Origin of the sequence: Streptomyces nogalater, from assembly GCF_039532885.1 — a bacterium.
In the GTDB taxonomy this organism is placed as follows: Bacteria; Actinomycetota; Actinomycetes; order Streptomycetales; family Streptomycetaceae; genus Streptomyces; species Streptomyces nogalater.
Window position 1 is genome coordinate 107,009 of sequence record NZ_BAAASM010000030.1, and the last position, 23,226, is coordinate 130,234.

A 23,226-nucleotide genomic window follows, 5' to 3' on the forward strand; every position below is an offset into this window, starting at 1 on the left:
CCGGAGTGAACAAACAGGATTCGAGGAAGCAGCGCGTCCGTCGCGTCGCTTGCAGCTTGACGCCCGCATATGCCAAGCGGGATTCGGACGCCTCGACGGCCGGACACGGGAAGGCGCCGGGCTCCGAGGGAAACACATCCCCGCGGTCGTCTCGGCGTGTTGACAGTGCCCTTCTGCGGCCCGTCCATGGCCACGGCGCTACTCCCTCCTCGCCTTCAGCGTCTCACGTCGCCCGCCAAGCGTCAGGACCGTGCCGAGGGGTCCCGGTGAGCCGGAAAGGGAATCACTCTGTGCTCCTTTGCCTTGTTCAGGGCCCTGCGAGCCCTGAGCGGAGTGAGACCGACGGTTGTCCGGGCAACGGCCTCCGACGCGTGCGGCTCCGAATCGACCGGCAGCGGCGAACGCGACGAGTTTCGGAGGCCTGACCGACTCTCGAACCAGTGCAGGCCACACGTCGATTCGGCGCAACTGCCCAAGATGGGCGTTCGGAAGGCTGTGCACCCTTTCCGACGCAACATGCCGGAGGGGTAGTACGAGGGCGTATGTAATGGCAGGTGCGTGCCCTGCAACGCGCTTACAGGGGGGCGCACGGGGGCGCGCACATCCGTTGCCCCCGAACAAACGGGGAATCAGAGGTAGGGGACGAGCAATGATGCGTGCAAGGCGGACCAGAAGGCGCTGGGACGGACAACGCGGTGACCCTCGGGGCCTACGCCTGCGAGCACTGGTGTACGAGCAGGCGTACGCGCCACGGGGCCGGCCCGCACCCGGAGTCACCCCGCACGCCTGCCGGTGCGAGTAGGTCCGCGTTACAGTTCCGTACGTTCACCCAGCAGATCACCCGGAAAATCACCCGCCCATCCCGGGAATACCGAACCTGCGCGACACTGCGTCGATACCGTTTTCCGCGCGGAAACGGTCGATTCCGGCCCAGCGCGAGAAATCCCTCAGATACTTCCCGACGGCGTGGCACTGCACCACAGGCGACTCGCGCCGTATCGCACAAGACGGGAGACCATGATGAAACGGCCCGTCCCCGTACGCGGGGAAACCCCGAAAGAACGCTGGGTCGACGTCGAAGGCACAAGAACCCGCTATCTCGAAACCGGACAAGGAGCCCCAGTACTGCTGATACACGGCGAAGGGAGCGTCTCGGAACAGTGGTACGGGATCCTCGAAGGTCTTGCCACCAGCCACCGGGTCGTCGCCGTGGACCTACCGGGATACGGCTACAGCGAGCGGATCACTGATGCCAGCCCCGCGGGGATGGCCACCTTCGTCTGGAACTTCGCCCGAGCGGTCGGCGCGGAACGCCCCGTGGTCGTCGGGCACTCCTTCGGAGGCGCCGTAGCCGTGCACATGGCGCTGCAGCGACCGGACCACGTACCGTCCCTCGTGCTGATCAGCTCCGCCGGTATGGGACGCGCCATCAACCCGGCGATGGTGATACTGGCTGTCACCCCCCTGGGCGACCTGACGAAATGGCTCATCCCCCGTCTCCCCTCCGGCCCGCGACTGCTCGTGGCCTCGGTGGCGGTGCTAGGGGCATCCCGTCCCTGGCGTCTCCCCTCCGCCTGGTGGCGCAGCCAGGTCAAAGCCGTCTCCTCACCCGAGGCACTGCCCACGACGTTGCGCTCCGAGCGCGCGACGGTCGGGCTACTGGGACAGAAGAATCTGCTCACCGGACGGCTGCCCGAACTGCCCATGCCGACCCTGGTGGCCTGGGGCCTGCAGGACCTCCTCGTCCCCTTCTGGCAGGGGATCGGCGCGCGCCGCCGCCTGCGCAACGGACAGCTCAAGGTCATCCCCTGCACCGGGCACCTGATGCCGACGGAAGCCGCCGGCGAACTGCTGAAGACCCTCCGTCCCTTCCTCCTTCACTCCGGCCACAGCATGACGACGACAGAACAAAGGCGATGACCATGAACACCGAAGCTGACGTGATCGTGGTGGGGGCGGGCCTGGCCGGTCTGGTCGCGACATACGAGCTGACACGAGCCGGACGGCGTGTGATCGTGGTCGACCAGGAGAACCGGGCGAACCTCGGCGGCCAGGCATTCTGGTCCGAAGGCAGCCTCTTTCTCGTCGACAGCCCCGAGCAGCGGCGGCTGGGCATCAAGGACTCCCACGAACTCGCACTGGCCGATTGGCTTGCCTCGGCCGGACATGATCGCGACCCCGAGGACCGCTGGGCCCGCCGATGGGCCGAGGCCTATGTCGACTTCGCCGCCGGAGAGAAACGCGCGTACGTCCACCGGCTCGGGCTGCGTCTGCTGCCGCTCGTCGGCTGGATCGAGCGTGGGACGGGATCCGCCACCGGTCATGGCAACTCCGTCCCCCGGCTCCACTACACCTGGGGCAGTGGGCCGGAGGTCGTGCGCGTCTTCCGAAGGCCAGTGCTCGCCGCGGCCTCACGCGGATTGGTGACCTTCAAGCACAGGCACCGGGTGGACGAACTCGTCATCGAGAACGGCAGCGCGGTGGGTGTGCGGGGCGCGATTCTGGAACCGTCACGAGAACCCCGCGGCGTGCCGTCATCCAGGAAGGAAACGGGAGCATTCGAGATACGCGCGCAGGCGGTACTCATCACCTCCGGTGGCATGGGCGCCAACCATGACCTGGTGCGTGCCCACTGGCCCACCGACCGCCTCGGACCGATGCCGGCATCGATGCTCACCGGGGTGCCCGCACACGTCGACGGGCGGATGTTCCGGATCACCGAACGAGCGGGCGGCTCCGTGGTCAACCTCGACCGCATGTGGTTCTACAACGAGGGGATGAGGCACTGGGCTCCCGTTTGGCCCGGCCACGGAGTACGGCTCCTGCCCGGCCCATCGCCTCTCTGGCTCGACGCCACGGGGCGGCGGCTGCCTCCACCGCTGTTCCCCAGCCACACGACCCTGACGACGTTACGGCACCTCAGGTCGACCGGATACGACCACTCGTGGTTCATCATGAGCCACTTGATGGTGGACAAGGAATTCGCACTATCGGGTTCCGACCAGAACCCCGACCTGACCGGCAAGAACTGCGTGCTGCTGCTCCAGCGGCTCAAGAAGAGCACGATGGCTCCGGTGCGCGCGTTCTTCGAACGCGGCGAGGACATCGTCGTACGCCGCACGTTGCCGGAGCTGGTGGAAGGCATGAACACCCTCACCTCCGAAAGACTCCTCGACTACGAGCGCGTGGAGCGGGAGGTGGTGGCCCGCGACCGGCAGGTCGTCAACGACTACAGCAAGGATATGCAGCTCATGGCCGTGCGTAACGCGCGAGCGTACCTGCCGGAGAAGCTGCTCCGGATCGCCGCCCCGCACCGCCTGCTCGATCCTGAACACGGACCGCTGGTCGCCGTACGCCTGCGCATGCTCACCCGTAAAACGCTGGGCGGCGTGCAGACCAACCTCGACGCCCAGGTGGTGCGACCGGACGGGACGACTTTCGACGGTCTCTACGCGGCGGGAGAGGTGGCCGGATTCGGCGGGGGAGGAGTACACGGGTACAACGCCTTGGAAGGCACCTTCCTCGGCGGCTGCATCTTCTCGGGCAGAGTCGCCGGCCGAGCCCTGGCGCGGGACCTGGCGTGAGCCTGCTCGGCCGGGACGGTCTCAGCCCTCATCCCGACCGGGGGCCGGCACGCGCGCGTCGGTGACGCCGATGACGGCGCCGACTCGGAACCATCGGTGATCGGTGAGGCGGCACGTGGTCAACCCTCCCGGCCCGGCCGGTCCGATGGACGCCGATCCCGACGGGTGGACGAACGGAGGCTCACTCCAGGAGTTCAAGTCGTGCGCCGACGGCGGGCGTTCAGCCGTCGTGCTGGCCGCGCAACCTGGGGAGGGCATCCCGCAAGGAATACGAGCTGCGGATTCACCACGAGGTCTTCGAGCAGTTGCCGCTGACGGCCTGGTGTTTCTACGACCGCCGCCTGCTGGCACCCGATGCCCTCGACGTGCTGACGGGCGCGCACCTGACGCGGGCGGGCGCCGTGCCTCGCTCCCACGTCCGGCCCGGACTCTCGGTCGTGCCTCTGGCCGGCAGTCCCGGCTTCCGTCTGTCCGGATCGGCAGGCTACGAGAGCCGCCGTGTGGCCGCGTCGACGTCAGCCGCTCTCGCGGCCTCGCCGGCACAAGACATCACCCTGGACCTGTCCTCCCTCGACCACCTCGACGTCGCCACACTGGCCGACATCGCCCACGCCGCGCGGCGACGCCCCTCCGGGACACCGCTGCGACTCGTCGGTGCGCCGCCCGCGCTCCACCGCATGCTGGAGCTCTTCACCGAGCTGGGGACCGGCCTGCAGGCGGTCGGCCAGTGACGACATACACACCGACGTCGGCGGCGAGCCGGGTCGATCCGGTCTTCCACCACCCTGCTCTCTTCTACACCACGGAGAAGGACTTCCTCCAAGGCGTGGGCGAGTTCATCCGGGTGGAGGCGGCCGACGGACGCCCTGTTCTGGTCGCTGTTCCCGGTCCACGACTGCAGCTGCTCAGGGAAGCCGTCGGTGTCGAAAGCGAAAGCGTCACTTTCGTCGACATGCGGCAGGCCGGACGCAACCCCGGGCGCATCCTGTCGATGCTCCAGGACTTCGCCGACCGGCACCCTCAGCGGCGGCCGTCCATCGTGGGCGAACCGATTTGGGTCGGGCGCACCGAAGCGGAGGCACGAGAAGCGACTCGCCACGAGGCGTTGATCAACCTGGCGTTCGCCGGCCGGCCTGTCACGATCCTGTGCCCCTACGACACCGCCCTGCCGGAGCGGGTGCTGGCGGAGGCACACCGTACGCACCCGGTCGTCGGAGACACGGACGGTTACCTGCGCAGCACCCGCTACGAGGACCCGCAGACAGTGTGCGGCGACTGCGACAGGCCCTTGGAGGAGCCGACGGATCCACTCGTCCTGCACTTCACGGAGCAGGACCTCGCCGATGTCCGCGTCACCGCGGGGCACTGGGCGCAGACGTCCGGCCTGTCCCCTCGTCGACACACCGACTGGCTGCTGGCCGTCAACGAGGCCACCGGCAATTCGGTGCGACACGGCGGAGGGCAGGGCATTCTGCGGCTGTGGCGCACGGCCGACACCCTGATCGCCGAAGTGAGGGACCGCGGACGGCTCACGAACGCGCTCGTCGGCCGACGCCGTCCCGATCCGCTGTCCCCGGCCGGCGGCCGTGGCGTCTGGATGATGCACCAGTTGTGCGACCTGGTCGAGATGCGCACCCCGCCGTCGGGCCTGATCGTGCGTATGCACCTGACGCTGGACTGAGCGGTGCGCCGTGACGGAGACGTCGTCCTGACCCCGTCCTGCTCCACGCCGATCCTCACCAGTGACGGACGGTTGCCGGGCACCGGCCTGGACATGGAGCGCCAGGACGCCGAATAGGCGCGGCAGGCAACGGATGCCTCGAATACGGCGGCACCCTGACCCGCGCATCCGCGCCGTCATTCGTCAGCAGCACGTCGGCGGTTTCGAGCCGCCGGGTTCAATGGAGACGGTTTTCGAGGGCGGACGGCACCCCGCGCCGCGAACCACAGCGCCGCCAGAAGGCGTCTTGCCCGGATCATGCGCGCACGCCGTCACGCCCGGGCCCCATGGCGACAGGCTGCACCTGGCCACAGCCGGGGCCGACGTCTCCAGAGCCCGCTGTGGGGGTCCACCGCAGTGAAGAAACCGCTGTGCCTGCTGTGCCTGTCGGCCTGGGAGAGCCAAGTTGCGCAAGCATCTCGCTCCCGCCGCGGCACCCGGGGAAGGGATCAGCTCAGTTCGGCAGAGGGGGTGTGAGCGCTGTCGCAGGCCGTGCGCTGCACCCCGGTCGGCTCACCGCTCCCGCCGCCGGCGGAGGCGCGGGTGATTGAGCCGTGCTCGCCTGCGCTGGTGAACAGGCCGGCGGTCATGGCGGTGACTGCTTCGGCGGCGGTGGCATGGACCGGCAGGACTGCGTCGACACCGGTGAGGACGAGCATCCGCATCAGGCGGTCGGGGACGTTGACGAGTCCGAGCGCACCGCCTACCGCCTGGGCGGTGTGCCAGAGGCCGATGAGCGCGCTCAGACCGGCGGAGTCGCAGAAGCCGACCTGCGACAGGTCCAGAACCAGATGCGGACATCCCCGCTCGAGAACTCCCGAGGCTTCGCGGCGCAGGATGTCCGCGGTGCGGGTGTCCACGTCGCCGAGGACTGTGGCGATCGCGAGGCCGGGTCGGGGGTGCTGGACGGTCAGCTGCAGCGTGTCGGTCACGTCGGTCATCACTCCTGGCCGAAGTGGTCGGGCGTGGCGGCGGTGTGGGCGGTGGCGGCGACACCGCCGTCGGGTGTGGTGTCAGGGTGGGGGACGGACAGGGCCAGCAGAGCCACGTCGTCACCGGCTCCGTCGGGCAGCGAGGCCAGCAAGGTGATGCTGTCCTCGACCAGGGAGGTGGCGGTGACGGGCCCGGTGCGCTGGTGGAGGAAACCGGTCAGGCCGTCCTCACCGAGCATGGCGCCTTCGGTGTTACGGGCTTCGATCAGCCCGTCGGTGTAGAGGAACAGGCTCTCCCCGGCCGTCAGCGAGAACGTGGTCTGGGCGAAGGGGGCCTGGGGAAAGGCGCCGACGAGCATCCCGCCCTGGGGGCGTACGGCCCGCACCCAGACGGCGCCGCTGTCGTCGGGTCGCAGGTGGTAGGCCGGCGGGTGGCCGCCGGTGGCGACGGTGACGGTGAAGCCGCCGGCCTCCCGGGGCTCCAGGAGGCCGAAGAGGACGGTGCAAAAGCGGCGGCCGGCGGTGACGTCGGTGAGCAGCACGGTGTTGAGCGCGCTCAGCACCGTGACGGGATCGGCGTTGATCTGGGCCGCGGCACGCAAGGTGTGGCGGGCCAGGGCGGTGACGGTCGCCGCCTCGGGCCCTTTGCCGCACACGTCACCGAGGAAGAACGCCCACCGGTCACCGTCGAGGGGGAAGACGTCGTAGAAGTCGCCGCCCACGTCGTGGACCGAGGCGGTGCGGTAGTGGCAGGCCAGTTCCAGGCCCGGCACCACGGGAAGGGCCGGGGGCAGCAGGGTGCGCTGGAGGGTGGAGGCGAACGCGGCGATGGCGGCCCTGTCCTGCTCCGCCTTCTCCCGCGCCGCCCGTTCCGCCTCGGCCCGCGCCCGTTCCGCCTCGGCATGCCGCTTCTCCGCCTCCCGGCGGGCCTGCTCGTCGCGCAGGGCACGCAGCGCCGACAGCCGCAGCTCCATTTCGTCCAGCACGATCGCGGCGAGATCGGCAAGAGTGGCGGTGTCCTCCTCGGTGATCGAGCGCGGCCGGGTGTCGAGGACGTTGACCGTGCCCAGCCGGTGCCCATCCGGGGTGATGATCGGTGCGGCGGCGTAGAAGCGCACCCCCATCTCTCCAGCGACCAGCGGATTGTCCGCCGCGACGGGGTCCTTGAGGGTGTCGGGGATGACCATCGTGTCATCGCGCAGGATCGCCGAGCCGCACAGGCCCGGATCACGACCGATCTCCGCGACACCCTCCAGGCCGTGGGCGGCCTTGAACCAGATGCGATCAGTATCCACAATCGTGACGGTCGCCACCGGCACATCGAAGAGCCGGGCGGCCATCGCCGCCACCCGGTCGAACGCCCCGTCGGGGGGAGTGTCGAGGATGTCGTAGCGGCGCACCGCCGCGATACGGGCCGCCTCCGCATCCGGGTCGGGGACCAGCTCGGGGCGGCGCCCGGGAGCCGGGTCGGTGGCCGATGCCTGCTGCATCATCGGCTTTCCTCTCCGTCGGTGGGCTGCCGCCGTGAACGGCACGAACCGACGCAGCCTAAATCGACCACACGGCCGAACGCCAATAGCGCCGCCAGCCGGGCACCCGACCGCGGCCTCCGGTGAGATGCACAGGCGCTCCGCTTCGCGTTCTCGTCGCGTCGGCCGGCGGTGAAAGGGGAGGGAATAGGTGGCCGGGCTGGGTGACGCACAGCTCTTCCGCGCTGCGCAGGGCTGAGAGGCGGCCATGCATCTGCATCCGCTGCAGCGCAAGGTCCCCGGCACTTGCGCCCGAGAGGCCGCTCCGGACGTTCACTCAAGGATCCCGCGTCCGGCGACTGGCCGCAGGATGCCCGTGCCCTGAGGGCACCCTCGGCCCGGTGGTGGGACACGGCAGGGCTGCGGCAGAGCGGTGCCGCGGTCGAGCCCGAGGCCCTGCCCCTCCTCGTCGACGGTTACTGAGAGGGCTGGCTGCCCGCTCAAGTGGTCTCACTGGAGTGACGGACGGGCACATGGCGGAAGGCCGGCGCCATGGCGGCGGAGTCGGTGTGCGGCTCCGGCAAGACGTCGTTGAAGTCGGGATTCAGCTGTTCCCCGCATTGCGGCACGCGTGCCCCCTCCAGTCGGCCGTGCCGGGCTGCATTGCCGGTTCCCGGCAGGATTGGCTACCCTCCCGGAGCCGCACACCGTCAAGGACTCGTCAACAGTGTGGCAAGAGGGTGGGGAGGACGTGGTGACGGAGTCGGACACGGCCGAGTACCTGCGCGGGTACGCCGGGATCCTGGCCGAGGTCTGTGCCACCGGACGCCGGCTCACCCGGGCGGAACTGGACGAGCGTCGCGCCCTCGGCGAGCGGGCCGCCGACGCCGGGCACAGCCTGCGCGGCCTCGTGCGACAGCATCTGGCCGAGACCAGGGCGTCCTGGCCCGACCGCGCGGCACCGGACGCTGTCGACGGTGTCCTGGCCGCAGTCGAGCAGGCCGTCGACGCCTTCGCCGAAGGATATGAACGGGCGCAGCGGCTGGCGGTGCGGCAGGAGGAGGGCGCGCGCCGGGAGTTCATCGACGACCTGCTGTACGGGCGCAGCGACCTGGGTCGGCTCGCGGAGCGGGCGGAGCGCTTCGGTCTCGTCCTCTCCCGTGCCTACGCGGTCGCGGTGGCCGCCGGTCCCGAGGCCTACGAGGACACCTCCCCGGTCACCCGCCGGGTGGAGACGGCGGTCAACGCCCGGTTCGGTGACCGACGCATCCTGCTGGCCACGAAGAACGGTCAGCTGATCTGCATCGCTCCCGGCGACCAGGAGGAAGTCCTGACGTACTTCGCCAAGCAGGCGCACGCGGCGACGGACGGCAGCCGGGTGGCCATCGGCCGGCCCCAGCCCGGCGCGGGCGGCGTGGTGCACTCCTACGAGGAGGCGCTGGGCACCCTGGAACTCGCCGACCGGCTGGACCTGGACGAGCCGCTGGTGCGCGCGGCCGACCTGCTCGTCTATCCCGTGCTGACCCGTGACCGCCAGGCCATGGCCGACCTCGTGCTCAGTGCCCTGGGACCGCTGCGGGGCGCCCGCGGCGGGGCCGAGCCGCTGCTCAGGACGCTGGAGGTGTACTTCGAGACGGGATGCGTCGCGGCCGAGGCGGCGCGCCGCCTGTCGCTGAGTGTCCGCGCCCTCACCTACCGGCTGGCGCGCATCCACCAGCTGACCGGGAGCGATCCCGCCGACCCCTTGCACCGCTACAGCCTGCAGACCGCGGTCATCGGGGCCCGGCTGCTGGGGTGGCCGGCGCAGGAGATCTGAGCCTTCACGCGACGGCACGCCGTACGGGACCCGCCACCCGAAGGGGCGGTCCCGCACGGCGGCCGGGTTTCTCAGCCGGTGATCTCGATCTTTCCGTTGGGCCGGGTTGCCGGCTCGGCGGGCTCGCTGCCGGAGGTCTGCCGGGTCAGGCCCTTGAGCAGCTCGGTCAGGTCGACGCCGGTAGTGGAGCCGAGCAGCTCCAGGCCCTGGGCGACGTTGTCGGCGACCGCCCGCGGCAGACGGCCCGCGCCGTCGGTGGAGATCACCGTCATCTTGTCCACGGCGCTGAGCGGCTCGGACGCCTTGGCCACGACCTGGGGCAGTACCTCGACGAGCATCTGGAGGATCGCGGCCTCGCCGTACTGCCCGTAGGCGTCGGCCTTCTTCCGCATCGCGTCGGCCTGCGCGCCGCCCTTCGCCGCGATCGCCGCCGCCTCGGCCTCGCCCTCCAGCCGGACGGCCTCCGCGATCGCCGCACGCCGGGACCGCTCGGCCTCGCCCTGCTTGATCCCCTCGATGGCTTCCGCCTCGGCCAGTGCCGAGCGGCGCTGCTTCTCGCCCTCACCGGTCAGCCGGGACCGCTCGGCCTCCGCCTGCGCGGCGGCGATGCCGGCCGCCCGCTCGGCCTCGGCCTGCTTGACCCGGGCGACCCGCTGGGCCTCCGCCTCCTGCTCCGCGGCGTAGCGCTGGGCGTCGGCGGGCTTGCGGACCTGGGTGTCGAGCTGGCGGTCGGTCAGCGCCGCCTGCCGCTCGGCGACCTTCTCCTGCTCGGTGAGGATCTCCTGCTGCCGGGCCGCCTCGGCGAGCGGGCCGGCGGCGTTGGCGCGGGCGGCGGCCTGGTCGGTCTCGGCCTTGATCTCGGCCTGCCGCAGGTAGAGGGTGCGCTGCGCGACCGCGATCTCCTCCTCCGCCTTCAGCCTGGCCTGCTCGGCGGCCCGCCGCGCCTCGGCCTCGGCGATGTCGGCCTCCTGCTTGGCCCGCGCGGCCTCCGGGCGGCCGAGGTCCTCCAGGTAGGAGCCCTCGGTGGTGATGTCCTGGATCTGGAAGGCGTCCAGCACCAGGCCCTGCCCGGAAAGGCTGGCCTCGGCCTCCTCGGCCACCTGCCCGGCGAACGCGGCACGGTCGCGTATGACGTCCTCCACCGACATCCGGCCCACGATCGCCCGCAGCGCTCCGGAGAGCACCTCCTGGGTGAAACCGACGATGCCGTCCTGCTGCATCAGGAACCGCTGGGCCGCCGCGCGGATGGCGTCCTCGGTCCCGCCGACCTTGACGATCGCGACACCGTCCAGGTTGGCCTTCACGCCCCGCAGGGTGACCGCGCCGCGTACCGCGACCGGGATGTGCCGTGAGGACAGGTCGAGGGTGAACTTCTGCTGCACGAACGGCACGACGAACACTCCGCCGCCCACGACCACCTTCTGCCCGCTGTTGTCGGTGAAGACCCGGCCGGTCTCGGGATCGGTGGCCTTCTTGCCGCGCCGGCCGGTGACGATGAACGCCTCGCTCGGGCCGGCCACCTTGTAGCGGCTGACCACGACCAGCGCCAGCAGGGCGAGAAGGACGGCGACTCCGATGACGGCGAAGACGACAGGATTCATGACATGCCCCCAGACACGTTGCACCCCGGAGGGTAGGAAGAGGCCCCGGACGGGGCGGCGAAGAGACGGGCGGCCGGAGCGGGAGCGGCGGTTCAGCCGTCCACGGGGCGTACCAGTACGCAGCTCGCGGACGGTACGGCCTCCACCCACACTTCGGCGCCCCGGGCCACCGGCGTGGCAGCACGCGCGGAGAACTTGGCCGGCTGGCCCGCGAGGCGCACGATGACCTCGCCGAACCCGTCGGCCGGGATCGCGGTCACCACCCTGCCGGAAGCGCCGATCAGGTCGTCCCCGGTGGGCGCCAGGGCCGTCTGGCCGCGCATGAGGGCACGGCTGAAGCGGTATGTCAGCCACGCCGTGCCCACCCCCGTCAGCGCGCCGACGCCGGCGGCACCCGCGACAGGAACGCCCAGGGCCGCCTGGGCGATGACCCCGCCGAACCCGGTCATCGCCAGGAACCCGGCGATCACCGGCAGCGACAGCCACCCGTCGAGGCTGCCGCCCAGCGCGCCGTCGAACGCGCCGTCCAGCAGCCCGTCGAAGACGAGCGACAGGGCGAGCAGCACAACCCCCGTGATGCCGAGTCCCAGGAACCAGGCCATGCGTGCCGTCCCCCTCTCGCCCTGTCGCTCATCTCCGGCTCGACGGATACTCACACGGCACGGCGCGGCTTTTCATTTCCTGGTCCCGGCAATCTTTACGCGTCTTTAATGCCGACCTTCGCCGTGTTGTCCCTACGGGCTTCACCGACGTCGGCGGCGAAAGCCCGCCCGATGAAGAAGGTCACAGGCCCGCCGACAAGACCCGGGGCAGCCGAGCCGGGCGGCATCGGGGCACCCGTCGCCGCACGCCAAACCGCCGCGAACGTGTGCCCGGCAGCGCGCTGTCGGCACGCCGGAGCGTCCTCGGACGTCATCACGCCGTCTGGTGCGATGTCGGCCTCGCCGATCGCGCAGCCCGGCCGTCAGCGACCCGCCGGAACAGGTTGGTTCGCCGGGCGTCCGGTGCGGTCAGGGGCTGGCGGATACGCTCCCGGGCAGACGGGCCCGCAGGGTGGCGGCGAAGTCCTCGGCACGGGCCAGCTGGACGCGCAGCTTCTCCACCTGCTCGGCCGCGGCCCGCTCGTAGGTCCGTACGCGCTCCAGCAGGGCCTCGCGCTTGCCGGCGTCGAGGGCGTCGCCGCTGTCCAGGCGGTCGGTGGCGTCCAGCAGGTCGCGCATCTGCTCCAGGGTGAAGCCGAGCGGCTTCATCCGGCGGATCACCATGAGCCGGGCGACATCGGTCTCGGTGTAGAGGCGGAACCCGCCCTGGGAGCGGGCGGAGGGAGTGACCAGACCGGTTTCCTCGTAGTGCCGGATGGTGCGCAGGGACAGCTCCGTCCGCGCGGCGACCTCGCCGATCTGCATGTGCTTGCCGTCCACGCCTGTGTCCCTGGCCCTTCCTGCCGTGGCGGGCCGCGTCCCACGCGACCCCACCGACCTCTACCCTAACGTTAGGGTAGAGTCGCGGTGGTGAGGGCGGCTCCGTTGCCCCGCTGTTGCCGTTCCGGGGCCGATGCCGCCCCCGGCGAAGAACCGAGTCCGTGGGAGAGAGCGTGCGCGAGCCCATGCCGCCGATCGCCGCCGTCTGCCCGCCGTGACCCTTCGCCCCTCGATGTGAGCTGCCCGGCCGCCCGTGCGCGCGCCGCCGTCTCACGTCTTCCACGACTTCCGGCCCGTCCCGCGGGCCGTCCGCGGAGTGTCGGCCCGGCCCCGCGCATTCTCCCGCACGCCCCTGCTGCCGACCGGGTGTGCCCGAACACGGACAGGTACACGTCTCCTTGTCTTCCACCGTCGTGACTCCCGCCGCGCGCCTGCGCGGCCTCAAGCCGGACTGGCTGAGCGATCCCAAGGTCTGGCGCACCGAGATCCTGGCCGGCCTCGTCGTCGGTCTGGCCCTGATCCCTGAGGCGATCTCGTTCTCGATCATCGCCGGTGTCGACCCGGCGATCGGGCTGTTCGCCTCGTTCACCACGGCCGTGACGATCTCGATCGTCGGCGGACGCCGTGCGATGATCTCCGCTGCCACCGGCGCGGTCGCGCTCGTCATCGCCCCCATGAACCGTGAACACGGCCTGGGCTACCTCGTCGCGACCGTCATCCTGGCCGGCTTCTTCCAGATCGTCCTCGGCGCGGTGGGCGTGGCCAAGCTGATGCGGTTCGTGCCCCGCTCGGTGATGACCGGCTTCGTCAACGCCCTCGCCATCATGATCTTCATGGCGCAGGTGCCGGAGATGCACGACGTGCCCTGGCCGGTCTACCCGCTGATCGTCGGCGGCCTGGCGCTGATGGTGTTCTTCCCGAAGGTCACCAGGGTGGTCCCGGCGCCGCTGGTGTCCATCGTCGTCCTCACCGTGATCACCGTCGCGGCCGGCGTCGCCGTGCCGACCGTCGGCGACCAGGGCGAACTGCCGTCCTCGCTGCCGGTCCCGGGCCTGCCCGACGTGCCGTTCACCCTGGACACTCTGACCACCATCGCCCCCTACGCCCTCGCCATGGCGCTGGTCGGCCTCATGGAGTCGCTGATGACCGCCAAGCTGGTCGACGACATCACCGACACCCATTCCTCCAAGACCCAGGAGTCCATCGGGCAGGGCATCGCCAACATCGTCACCGGCTTCTTCGGCGGCATGGGAGGCTGCGCCATGATCGGCCAGACCATGATCAACGTGAAGGTGTCCGGCGCCCGCACCCGCGTCTCCACCTTCCTCGCCGGTGTCTTCCTGATGGTGCTGTGCATCGTCTTCGGCCCGGTCGTCTCCGACATCCCCATGGCCGCCCTGGTCGCCGTCATGGTCATGGTCGCCTTCGGCACCTTCGACTGGCACTCCATCGCCCCCAAGACGCTCAAGCGGATGCCGGCCGGGGAGATCGCCGTCATGGTCATCACCGTGATCGTCGTGGTCGCCACCTCCAACCTCGCCATCGGTGTCGTCGTCGGCTCGGTCACCGCCATGGTCGTCTTCGCCAAGCGTGTCGCCCGCCTCGCCCATGTCACCGCCGTCACCGACCCCGACGGCCACACGGTCGTCTACCGGGTCACCGGCGAGTTGTTCTTCGCCTCCTCCAACGACCTGGTCGGCCAGTTCGACTACGCGGGCGACCCGGACAAGGTCGTCATCGACCTCTCGGCCGCCCACATCTGGGACGCCTCTTCCGTCGCCGCCCTGGACACGATCGAGACCAAGTACAGGCAGCGCGGCAAAACCGTCGAGATCACCGGCCTGAACGAACCCAGCGCCGCCCTCCACGGCAAGCTCGCCGGCGAACTCACAGGCAGCCACTGATCCCTGCCCGCCCCGCACCCACCGCACAGGACCCCGGCCACAGGCCGGGGTCCTGCTGTTCTCCCGGGGGCCTACGCCGCTGAGGGGCCGCCGTAGGTGCCGAAGGTCCACAAGTTGCCCTCAGGGTCTCGCACCGTGCACACGTACGCCGCCGCACCCGATCCGAACCGGGTCTCATGTGGCGCTTGGAGAACCTCACCGCCGGCGTCGACCACCCGCTGGTGCACCGCGTCCACGTCATCGCTCACCACGTAGACCGCACTGGTGCCAGCCCGCATCCGCCCGTGCACGCTGTCCGTGTGCCGGGTCGAACCGAACACCAGCGCTCCACCGCCAGGCCAGCGCAGCTCTGCGTGCCCGATTCCGCCATGGTCGTCCGGCGCGGCGACCACCTGCTCGAAACCCAGCACACCGACCAGAAAACGCAGCGCCTTCCTCGTGTCGTCGTAGTGCAGGATGGGCCAGACCGAGGACGGGAAGGCATCGGGCGACATGCCGCTTATCGTAGGCCGGTAGGCAAGCCGCGGCCCCGGAATCCCGGGGCCGCACGCCGTCCCTGCTCGGGCGGTACGCCTCAGGTGACCGGCGACGCGGGGCTCTGCGGTGGGTGACCCGGCCCCGATGAGCGCCGGGAGTCCGGTGAGCGGTCCGACTACGCCGGGCAGGGGCCTGACCGGAGGTGACCCTGAAGGCGGCGATGGCGACCGCGATAGCCGGCTCGAAGTTGTTGCCGCCGCGGTGGACGCCGGGGTGGTGGTGCGGTCATAGGCAAGCCGCAGGTCCTTTCCGAGGAGGAGGGTGCCGACCAGCACGACCGCCCTCGACGGCGCGCGTTACGGACATGTCCGGTACTCCGTCACAGAAGCAGTTGTCTGACCATCTATCACCCGGAAGTGGTGCGCACCCCTTCTCCAAGGCCTGGTCTGCTCAGGGGAACAGCCCGGCGCCGAGCGGGCGTTGCCGGTCGAAGCCGGGGAGGATGAGGAAGGTCGCGCCGGCGGTGGTGGTGGTGAAGCGCAGCAGCGCGTCGGAACCGTCCATGTGGGCCAGGGTCTTCGTGAAGGTGCGCAGATCGTTCTGGAAGCTGATGAAGAGCAGGCCCGGGGACGGCCCGTCGGTGCTGTAGGAGCGGCGGAGCATGAGGCCGACGCCGACCACATTGGGGTGGGCCCGGCGGACGTGGGCGTCGGCCGGGACGACGTAGCGCCCGTCCGGTGTCTTGGCACCGAGGTCCGCGTTCGAGGCAGAGTTGCCCCCGGAGAGGGGCACGCCGGAGGCTCGCCGCCGGCCGAACACCGCCTCCTGCTCGGCGACGGAGAGCGCGGCGAACCGCGGCAGATCGAGTTCCATGCGCCGGAGCACGGCGATCGTGCCGCCGGCGACGGGAGCCGGTCCGGCCAGCCACAGGTGGCGCCGCTGTTCGGCGGGCGTGTGCGGGCCCACGATGCCGTCGATGAAACCGAGCAGGTTGCGGGGCGCGGAGACGTCCCCGGCCACGGGAACGTCCGGGCCGCGGCGCCCGGACTGCCGCCAGCGTTCCTGCATCCGGTCCCCGGCCCGCGCCAGCAGCGCGGCGGCGACGACCGGTAACAGCAGGGGGTCGCCGGCGCAGATCTGCAACAGCAGGTCCCCGCCGCGCGACCGCGCGGGGATCCGCTCGCGGGAGAACCGGGGCAGGTCCGCCGCGCCGGGCAGGGCGGGACCGGCTTTGCGCACCAGGCGGGGGCCCACCCCGACCGTCACGGTGAGATCGCCCGGCGGCAGGCCCAGCAGGCGCGGATCGGTCCCCGCGGTGAGCGCGAGGACGGCCTCGCCCAGTTCGGCCAGCAGCGGGCCGACGGCCACGCCGTCGTCGACATCGGCCACCACCGCCAGGAGGTTCGGCTGGGCGGGCCGTGGGAGCGTGACGCCCGCCTGATGGCGACCGGTGGGCGGGACCCGTGGCGTCGCCGCGGGTGAAGGGGGCCGGTCCTGCCGGACCGCGGGCGCTTCGCACCCGGCCGTGAGCCCGGTGGCCGCCACGGCCCCGGTGGCGCCGATGAACGCGCGGCGGGACGGACGGGGTTCGGCTCGGCTCACGGTGTGCAGAATGCCATATTCCTTCCGGGCGGGGCGAGTTGAGCGGCACCGCGCCGGTCCCGTTTCATGCCAGGATGAGGCCATGCCTCGTCTGCGTCTGCGTCTGCGTGTGATGGCCGCGTTGTTGAGCACCCTGGTCTGCGTACTGGCGGGCTGCGGGTCCGGCGGCGACGGGTCGGACCACGGCCGGCGGCCCTCCGGGGAGCACGTGACGATCAGGGTGCCGGCCGACGCCCCGACGATCTCGGACGCGGTGTCCCTCGCCCGCCCCGGCGACCTGGTGCTGGTCGCGCCGGGCGTGTACCACGAGTCGGTGAAGGTCTCCACGCCCCGGGTCACCCTGCGTGGCGAGTCCCGGGACAAGGTCGTCATCGACGGGCGGACGCGGCAGCCGAACGGCGTCGTCGTCTCCGCTCCCGGAGTGGCCGTGGAGAACCTGACCGTGCGGAACAACACGCAGAACGGGGTCCTGGTCACCGGTTCGGCGAAGGCGGCCGCCGGGCTGCCGGGGCGTTCCGGCGGCTACGACACCGGCGACGAGCCGGTCACCTTCCTGAAGTCGTTCCTGGTCTCGCATGTGACCGCGACCCGCAACGGCCTGTACGGCATCTACGCGTTCTCCGCGCAGAACGGTGTCATCGAGCACTCGTACACCTCGGGCGCGGCCGACTCGGGAATCTACGTCGGCCAGTGCAAGCCCTGCCGCATCGTGGTGCGGGACAACATCGCCGAACTCAACGCGGTCGGTTACGAAGGCACCAACGCCGGCGGAGACATGTACGTGGTCGGCAACCGCCTCGTCGGCAACCGGGTCGGACTCACCACCAACTCCGACCACCAGGAGAAACTGCTCCCGCAGCGGGACGCCGTCATCGCGGGCAATCTGATCGCCGCCAACCAGCAGCGGGCCACCCCGGAACAGGCCGACGGCGGGTGGGGCACCGGCATCGGCGTCGACGGAGGCAGCGGCAACCGGTTCCTCCGCAACCGTGTCACCGGCAACAGCAACGCCGGACTGGTGATCACCGCGACCGCCGACATCCCCCCGGTCGGCAACCAGATCGTGGACAACATGTTCGACGGCAACGGCGTCGACATCGGCTGGTCGTTCCCCACCGCCACGCGGGGCCGGGGCAACTGCCTGCGCGGCAACGAACTGCACAGCACGGTGCCCGCCCGGCTCGCGTCGACCGCGGCCTGTCCGCTGCCCCCCGGGACGCCCACGCCGGGCGGCACCTGGGCGGCGCCGACGGCACCCGGCGGCATCCCGTTCACCGAGGTCGCGGCGCCCGGCCCGCAGCCGCAGTTCCCCCACGCGGTCACCGCGGGCGCCACCGTCGTCCCGGCCGTTCCGGCCCTGCCGAAGACGGCGGACATCGCCCTGCCGCCGGCGTCCCTGCTCGCCGCGCACGCGCGGGTGCGGACGCCCTGAACGGCGGCTACCGGGCCGGGGTGACCCCGGGTACCGGCTGGACCGGAACGTACTTCTGCGTGTCGAAGGCGATGACCACCGGCCGCGGCTCGGACGCCACGCCGACGCGGACCCGGTACATGGTGCCGTCGGAGCCGATCCAGTAACGCACGGTGCCCGCCGTACCGGAGCGGTCGGGGGAGGACGGCCCGGTCATGACGTCCACCCGGTGCCCGTCCACTCGGTCCCGTCCCTGCCAGGCGGCGCCGTTCTGCGGCAGCAGTTCGGCGTTGTCCGGCCGGTCGCTGCCGAGCTTGAGCGCGATGGCCAGCGAACTGTCCAGCGCGCTGCCGGATGCCTGGAGCGGACGGTCGTACCAGCCCGAGCCGGGTGGTGACGCGGGGGCGTGCGCCGGGGCGTTGGCCATCGGGTGAACGTGCACCGAGGTGGCCGTCCACTGGATCAGCCCGTCGCTGGATGTGCCGCGCCCGGTGCCGTGCACCACGCCGTAGCCGACCTTGCCCCGGTAGTCGACGGACCCGGTGACGGTCAGCCCGCCGGCGGTGCCCGGCACGGTGATCGTCACCGCGCGGCCTCCCGCCTGGTAGTTGCGGAACCGGGTGATGGCCAGCCGGTTCGCCTCGTCCTCGGTCAGCGCGCGCGGACCGCTCGGGCCGGAGCCGCCGTCGGCGAGGAGGAAGGCGGCCACCGCGAGGGCCGCCAGGCCGACGGCGGCCGCCGCCCAGCGCGGCCACGACCGGCGGCGCCGGGCGGGCGCACGGCCCGGTGGAGCCTGCCGGATTCTCCCGCTCCGTACGCGGTTCGACGCTGGCACTGTGCTGATTCACCCTTTCGCTCACCACCCGCTCGGTCGCCGTGCGCTCCCGGCGGCACCCGGCGGTGCGGTGGCAGACGACGTCGAGGCCGGTCCTCGTGGACCGGCCGGGACGTGACCCGCCCGGCCGCGTCCTGAGGAGCGCGGCCGGGCAGATCACCGTTGTGCGGTTCGTTCAGTGCTGCCGGGCGCGACGGTTCCGGGTCACGAACGCGATGACCAGGCCCGCGGTCACCAGCAGACCGGCCAGGCCGATCAGCTGCGCCGTCCCCGCCATACCGGTGTTCGCCATCGAACCGCCCCCACCGCCCGGGGCCGGGTTGACCGGCGGCGCGGGTGACGGTGGCGTCGAGGCCGGCGGCGAGGCCGGCGGCGAGCTCGGGCCGGGTGTCGGAGTCGGGCTGGGAGTCGGTGTCGGGCTGGGCGTGGGGGTCGGGCTCGGGCTAGGGGACTCCTTCGGGATGTACACCCCGGCGTCGATGGTGTGGTCCACGCCGCCCGGCTTGTCCGGTGCGGTGACGGGCGCGTAGCCGTTGCACAGCTCCCCGGTGGTCGGCGGGGTCACATTGGAGTCGTGTGCGCGATCGGCTCCGGCCCGCGGGAGGGTGAACCTCAGCTCGCTCGCCGCGGGCTGCTCGGGCACCTGACTGGTGTCCGCGGTGCACACGTCGAACTGCACCGTGTACTTCGCGCCCGGCGTGAGCTCGTACGCGGCGCCGACACCACCGAAGTAGTACTCGCCGGCGGCATTGGTCCGGGTCGTGGCGACCTGTTTGCCGTCCGCGTCCAGCAGGTTGATCGTCGCCCCCGGCAGCAGCACGTGCCCCGGGTCCTGGATCCCGTTGTGGTCGCCGTCGAACCACACGACGTTGCCGATCTGGATCGGCGCGTTCGCCGCCGCGTAGGCGATGTCACCGAGCCCGCCTGCCTTGCCGAACCCGCCTTGCTCCCGGCTGACGAACTGATACCCGTTGGCCTTCGGAGCGTTGCCCGGGCCCTCACCGGTCGTGATGTCGTGGTAGCCGGTCCCCGAGGTCGCGACGTCCACGACCGGGTCGAACTCGGTGCTCACCACCCACTGTTGCTGCGGGATGTAGGCGACGGACCCCAGCGCGGTCTCCTGGTGCGCGTTGGCGAACGAGTCGCCCGGGAAGTATTCGACGACGTCGGTGGGCTGGCCGCCGCTGTTGGCGGGGTTGGCGTGGTTGGGGCAGCTGCCGGTGCCTTCCCACTGGTATTCGCCGGTGGGAGTGGCGCAGACCATGGTGATGTCACCACCGGACATGCCGTTTTCCTGGTCGTTGTTCCCCGGGCGGGGGTCCAGTCCTCCCCAGCTGAGCACGTCCATGAAGCGGTCGCGGAAACCCAGGATCATCGAGCCGTCGCGGGCGAAGGCGAGGGAGGCCAGCTCCGGCTGCGGATCGATGAAGGTGTTGCGCACCTTCCGGTCGTCCCACGTGTCCAGGCCGGTGTTCCACGGGTTCCAGTGGGTGGCCTTGTCGCCGGAACCGAAGACGCTGCCGCGTTCGTACGTGAGCGGATGGCTCAGCACCGTGCTGAACCGCTTGCCGTCGAAGGTGGCGACGACAGCCTTCAGGTCCTCGCGCTTCTGCGTGCTCTCCGCGCTGCACACGCCGCCGACGTACAGCGTGTTGTCGTGGGTCTGGAGACCGAACGGCCGCCAGTCGTCGCGGCTCGCGCACCCCGGGTCCGGGATCGGGACCGTCGACTTGGGCGCGGAGGCGGTGGCGCCGGTCGCGTCGAAGCTCACCAGGCTGCGGGTGCGCAGGTTCACCGCGTACAGCGTGGTGCCGTCCTCCGACAGGGCCAGGCCGCCGATGCTCTCCTTGCCGGGCGCGTCGGTGAACCCGGCGTCCTTGATCATGTTGGCGGTGTCGTGCCGCGTCACCGTGGCGTCCGGCACCCGCGCGAACAGCTTCGGGGCACCCGAGCCGTCGACGGGCACCGTGTAGATCGCGCCCCCGCCCTGCGGCCCGTAGGGGGTGTACCGGCGGGCGAACGCGCTCTGGAACAGCCGGGTCCGGTACGTGTCGTAGGCGAGCCCGAACGTCGTACCCACCTGGTCCTGCGTGGCCAGCGTGGCCGGGCACGCCGCGTCGGTGGGACACGTGCGCCGGGCCTTGGTCCCGAACGCCACCAACGCCCGGTTGTCGTTCCCGTTCGGACCGTTGTGGACCGGCACGAAGTACCGGGAGTCCGGCAGCGCGTAGTCGGCCGGATCCCACACCCCGGTCACCACCGAGGCGTCCTTCCCGTCCGACACGTCCACGAACGATGTGAAGCTGTCGAAGTGGTTGTCCGCCGTCGAGGCGGGCGCCGCCCGCAGATAGCGGCTGTACGGTTGCGGGACGCTGACGTCGACGCGGTACCTGCCGCCGGTCAGCGCGGCCGACTCCGGCACCACGACCTTTCCGGTGGCGTCCGTGACACCGGTGACCCGGTGCCCGGCGGGGTCGGAGACCTCCACCCGCATGCCCCGCTGCGGCACGTCCATCGTCGTGTTGATCACGCCGGTGCCGAAGAAGTCGCGCAGCACCTGGACCGTCAGCGTGCCGTCGTCGGCCGCGGCGGCGGCCGGTCCTGCCGTCGCTCCGACGGCGGCGCCCGCCAGTAAGAGGAGGGACAAGCCGGTGCGCGCCAGTGGCTCCACAAGCCCTCCGGCCGCCCGGCGCGAGTCTCTGCCGACTCGGTTCATGGCATCACACTCACACTTCCCTTGTCTTGAAAACGAAGCCCCCGAGGCAAAGAAAAAGGGCCCGCCGCTGTTGCGTGGACCGCTTTATGGCGATCGTTCGAGGATTTTGCGGGCGAGCCGTAAGGAATGCGGGCCGAAAAAAGCGAACACGCGTTCAAACTCTCGCGCGGGACCACCCCGGGCTGGGAGTTTGCGCAGCTCAATCACGGTTACCCTCGCCCCCACCACCGACCTCGCCGACCGCCGTCGCGAGCAGCGCGCGACAGTCTATCCATGGGCGTCCGGTGGCCACCAGCGGAACTCCTCACAACCATCGGTATCCGCCATTTTCACCGGCATCTTCAAGGGTTACCGACTCGTATACGCGATCGAAGGCGGGGCGGTCACCGTACTGCCCGGCCGGGTGGTGAGCCGGCGGATTCATGGATTCATCCATGTTCGCGGGTAGTTGGGCCTGTTCATGGGTAATTTGGCGGTGGTCAAGTCGTGGACGCACCAGGAGGAAACGCAGTGTCCGACTCACCTCAACACCGGATCTTCGCGATGCTGGACGTCGATGGCGACGGCGCGATCACTCATGAGGAGTACCTCGCGCGGGTCGGCCGTGTGGCCTCCGCGATGGGCCGTGACGCCGGCCACCCGGTCGTCGCCGCTTCCCGGGCCGCTCACGAGGCCGTCTTCAGGGACATGGACGCCAATGGCGACGGGCGCGTCACGTTCGAGGAATACCGCACCTGGGTCGGGCACGAGGCGTTCGAGCGTTCCTGCCGGCCGGCGCTGGGCTCGCTGTTCGACATCGCCGACACCGACGCCGACGGGTACCTGGACCGCGCCGCGTTCACCCGGCTGCGCACGGCGGCGGGGAACGCCGCAACCGATGCCGGAGCGGCGTTCGACGCCCTCGACACCGACCGGGACGGGCTGATCGACCGCGACGCCTACCTGGCGGGCATCCGGGACTTCGTCACCACGGGCGACTCCCCCATGGCCGCGGCGTACGGCACCGGGCCGGCCCCGCGGATCCGCTCCTGACGGGGGCCTTGTGGACTCCGGCACCCGGGGGAGGGGCTGAAGGCCGGCCATCCGCGCGACCGTCCGTCCCCTCGGCCTCCCCGAGTCGGCGGTCGGACGGGTCGCCGGGCACGCCTTCGCTGATCCGGTCCCACCACCCCGGCACCACGGAAAGCCGAGCGGGATCCGAGCGGGGTCCCAGTGGTGGCCGCTCGCGCGTGCCGGCCCGGTACGGCGTGGCGATCGGCGTCGACCGGGAACTGTCCCTTTGGTTTTGGGGTGCGTACACTCCACTGCGACGTGTGATCTTCGCGGGCCGGAGGGCGCGGCATGGGTGGACCCGGGACTCCCCGGCGTGAAGTGGTCACGGGGGCTCCCCGGACGTCCCGCCCGGTCCCCGCCCCGGCCCCACCCGCCCGGACCCGCCCCGAGGACACCGCCGTACTCAAGGAATTGATGCGACGTCAGTTCCGGCTCGGCATGCTGGCGTTCGGCATGCTCGTCGCAGTGATCGGGCTGCTGCCCCTCCTCTTCGCGGCCCTGCCCGACCCGGCGGCCCGGCCGGGCAGCGCGCTGCTCGTGTGGGCCGTACTCGGGGTCGGTGCCTACCCCGTGCTCGTCGTCCTCGGCCGGTGGTACGTCGTACGGGCCGAACGCAATGAACGGCACGCCCTGGAGCGGGACCAAGGGGCCTGGCCGTGACCGGGGTCCGGGCGTCCGGAGCCGC

General features: G+C 71.0%; 18 protein-coding genes. 9 read left to right on the top strand and 9 right to left on the bottom strand.

The genetic code is table 11. The features are described 5' to 3' along the window. Positions 1–966 precede the first annotated feature (966 nt). From ABD350_RS20260 to ABD350_RS20275, 4 genes are all read left to right on the top strand, one after another. Positions 967–1,920, top strand: a complete 954-nt coding sequence (locus tag ABD350_RS20260) for an alpha/beta fold hydrolase (RefSeq protein WP_344349604.1) — start codon at positions 967–969, stop codon at positions 1,918–1,920. A 2-nt stretch (positions 1,921–1,922) separates the two neighbouring features. Continuing rightward, positions 1,923–3,584, top strand: coding sequence for an FAD-binding dehydrogenase (locus ABD350_RS20265; RefSeq protein ID WP_344349686.1), 1,662 nt, complete (start codon positions 1,923–1,925; stop codon positions 3,582–3,584). A gap of 305 nt (positions 3,585–3,889) precedes the next feature. Beyond that, positions 3,890–4,315, top strand: coding sequence for an STAS domain-containing protein (locus tag ABD350_RS20270; RefSeq protein ID WP_344349605.1), 426 nt, complete (start codon positions 3,890–3,892; stop codon positions 4,313–4,315). Then, entirely contained in the window at positions 4,312–5,265 is a 954-nt protein-coding gene (locus ABD350_RS20275; protein WP_344349606.1) for an anti-sigma factor RsbA family regulatory protein, read from the top strand. The genes ABD350_RS20270 and ABD350_RS20275 overlap by 4 nt, the downstream gene beginning before the upstream one ends. Positions 5,266–5,753: 488 nt before the next feature. On the opposite strand, the gene ABD350_RS20280 is transcribed toward ABD350_RS20275, so the two are convergent. Both ABD350_RS20280 and ABD350_RS20285 read right to left on the bottom strand, forming a co-directional pair. Continuing rightward, positions 5,754–6,245 carry an STAS domain-containing protein gene (locus tag ABD350_RS20280; RefSeq protein WP_344349607.1) on the bottom strand — a complete coding sequence of 164 codons (492 nt, stop codon included), beginning with the start codon at positions 6,243–6,245 and terminating at the stop codon, positions 5,754–5,756. Then, positions 6,245–7,729 (bottom strand): PP2C family protein-serine/threonine phosphatase, encoded by a 1,485-nt coding sequence (locus ABD350_RS20285; protein ID WP_344349608.1) that lies wholly within the window; start codon positions 7,727–7,729, stop codon positions 6,245–6,247. The genes ABD350_RS20280 and ABD350_RS20285 overlap by 1 nt, the downstream gene beginning before the upstream one ends. A 730-nt stretch (positions 7,730–8,459) precedes the next feature. Between ABD350_RS20285 and ABD350_RS20290 the strand changes: the two genes are divergently transcribed. Then, on the top strand, positions 8,460–9,521 hold the full coding sequence (locus ABD350_RS20290; protein WP_344349609.1) for a PucR family transcriptional regulator: 1,062 nt from the start codon (positions 8,460–8,462) through the stop codon (positions 9,519–9,521). A gap of 71 nt (positions 9,522–9,592) precedes the next feature. Here the strand turns inward: ABD350_RS20290 and ABD350_RS20295 are convergent, their stop codons facing one another. The 3 genes from ABD350_RS20295 to ABD350_RS20305 form a co-directional block, all read right to left on the bottom strand. Beyond that, positions 9,593–11,122 carry a flotillin family protein gene (locus ABD350_RS20295; RefSeq protein ID WP_344349610.1) on the bottom strand — a complete coding sequence of 510 codons (1,530 nt, stop codon included), beginning with the start codon at positions 11,120–11,122 and terminating at the stop codon, positions 9,593–9,595. 92 nt (positions 11,123–11,214) lie between these two features. After that, the gene (locus tag ABD350_RS20300; RefSeq protein ID WP_344349611.1) at positions 11,215–11,724 is read right to left on the bottom strand and encodes a hypothetical protein; all 510 of its coding nucleotides are present in this window, start codon (positions 11,722–11,724) and stop codon (positions 11,215–11,217) included. 408 nt (positions 11,725–12,132) lie between these two features. Then, a complete protein-coding gene (locus tag ABD350_RS20305) occupies positions 12,133–12,543 on the bottom strand; it encodes a MerR family transcriptional regulator (protein ID WP_344349613.1) in 411 nt (136 codons plus the stop codon). Between the two features lie 398 nt (positions 12,544–12,941). Here ABD350_RS20305 and ABD350_RS20310 point away from each other — a divergent pair, with 398 nt between their 5' ends. Continuing rightward, positions 12,942–14,447, top strand: a complete 1,506-nt coding sequence (locus tag ABD350_RS20310; RefSeq protein ID WP_344349614.1) for a SulP family inorganic anion transporter — start codon at positions 12,942–12,944, stop codon at positions 14,445–14,447. 71 nt (positions 14,448–14,518) lie between these two features. Here the strand turns inward: ABD350_RS20310 and ABD350_RS20315 are convergent, their stop codons facing one another. Both ABD350_RS20315 and ABD350_RS20320 read right to left on the bottom strand, forming a co-directional pair. Further along, on the bottom strand, positions 14,519–14,941 hold the full coding sequence (locus ABD350_RS20315) for a VOC family protein (protein ID WP_344349616.1): 423 nt from the start codon (positions 14,939–14,941) through the stop codon (positions 14,519–14,521). 433 nt (positions 14,942–15,374) lie between these two features. Then, the gene (locus tag ABD350_RS20320; RefSeq protein WP_344349617.1) at positions 15,375–16,526 is read right to left on the bottom strand and encodes a Dyp-type peroxidase; all 1,152 of its coding nucleotides are present in this window, start codon (positions 16,524–16,526) and stop codon (positions 15,375–15,377) included. Between the two features lie 220 nt (positions 16,527–16,746). Here ABD350_RS20320 and ABD350_RS20325 point away from each other — a divergent pair, with 220 nt between their 5' ends. After that, complete coding sequence (locus tag ABD350_RS20325; RefSeq protein WP_382466715.1) at positions 16,747–17,958, top strand: right-handed parallel beta-helix repeat-containing protein; 1,212 nt, start codon at positions 16,747–16,749, stop codon at positions 17,956–17,958. 7 nt (positions 17,959–17,965) lie between these two features. On the opposite strand, the gene ABD350_RS20330 is transcribed toward ABD350_RS20325, so the two are convergent. Both ABD350_RS20330 and ABD350_RS20335 read right to left on the bottom strand, forming a co-directional pair. Beyond that, positions 17,966–18,646 (bottom strand): hypothetical protein, encoded by a 681-nt coding sequence (locus ABD350_RS20330; protein ID WP_344349687.1) that lies wholly within the window; start codon positions 18,644–18,646, stop codon positions 17,966–17,968. A 301-nt stretch (positions 18,647–18,947) separates the two neighbouring features. Further along, entirely contained in the window at positions 18,948–21,488 is a 2,541-nt protein-coding gene (locus ABD350_RS20335; protein ID WP_344349619.1) for an SdrD B-like domain-containing protein, read from the bottom strand. A 510-nt stretch (positions 21,489–21,998) separates the two neighbouring features. On the opposite strand from ABD350_RS20335, the gene ABD350_RS20340 reads away from it, so the two are divergent. Both ABD350_RS20340 and ABD350_RS20345 read left to right on the top strand, forming a co-directional pair. Next, entirely contained in the window at positions 21,999–22,520 is a 522-nt protein-coding gene (locus tag ABD350_RS20340) for an EF-hand domain-containing protein (RefSeq protein WP_344349620.1), read from the top strand. Positions 22,521–22,955: 435 nt separating this feature from the next. Next, the gene (locus tag ABD350_RS20345) at positions 22,956–23,201 is read left to right on the top strand and encodes a hypothetical protein (protein WP_344349622.1); all 246 of its coding nucleotides are present in this window, start codon (positions 22,956–22,958) and stop codon (positions 23,199–23,201) included. Positions 23,202–23,226 lie beyond the last annotated feature (25 nt).

Excerpts from the sequence above, each read along its gene's own strand:
- ABD350_RS20265 (WP_344349686.1), top strand. The coding sequence starts at position 1,923 with ATGAACACCGAAGCTGACGTGATCGTGGTGGGGGCGGGCCTGGCCGGT.
- ABD350_RS20280 (WP_344349607.1), bottom strand. The coding sequence starts at position 6,245 with ATGACCGACGTGACCGACACGCTGCAGCTGACCGTCCAGCACCCCCGA.
- ABD350_RS20285 (WP_344349608.1), bottom strand. The coding sequence starts at position 7,729 with ATGATGCAGCAGGCATCGGCCACCGACCCGGCTCCCGGGCGCCGCCCC.
- ABD350_RS20295 (WP_344349610.1), bottom strand. The coding sequence starts at position 11,122 with ATGAATCCTGTCGTCTTCGCCGTCATCGGAGTCGCCGTCCTTCTCGCC.
- ABD350_RS20300 (WP_344349611.1), bottom strand. The coding sequence starts at position 11,724 with ATGGCCTGGTTCCTGGGACTCGGCATCACGGGGGTTGTGCTGCTCGCC.
- ABD350_RS20315 (WP_344349616.1), bottom strand. The coding sequence starts at position 14,941 with ATGTCGCCCGATGCCTTCCCGTCCTCGGTCTGGCCCATCCTGCACTAC.
- ABD350_RS20335 (WP_344349619.1), bottom strand. The coding sequence starts at position 21,488 with ATGAACCGAGTCGGCAGAGACTCGCGCCGGGCGGCCGGAGGGCTTGTG.
- ABD350_RS20345 (WP_344349622.1), top strand. The coding sequence starts at position 22,956 with ATGCGACGTCAGTTCCGGCTCGGCATGCTGGCGTTCGGCATGCTCGTC.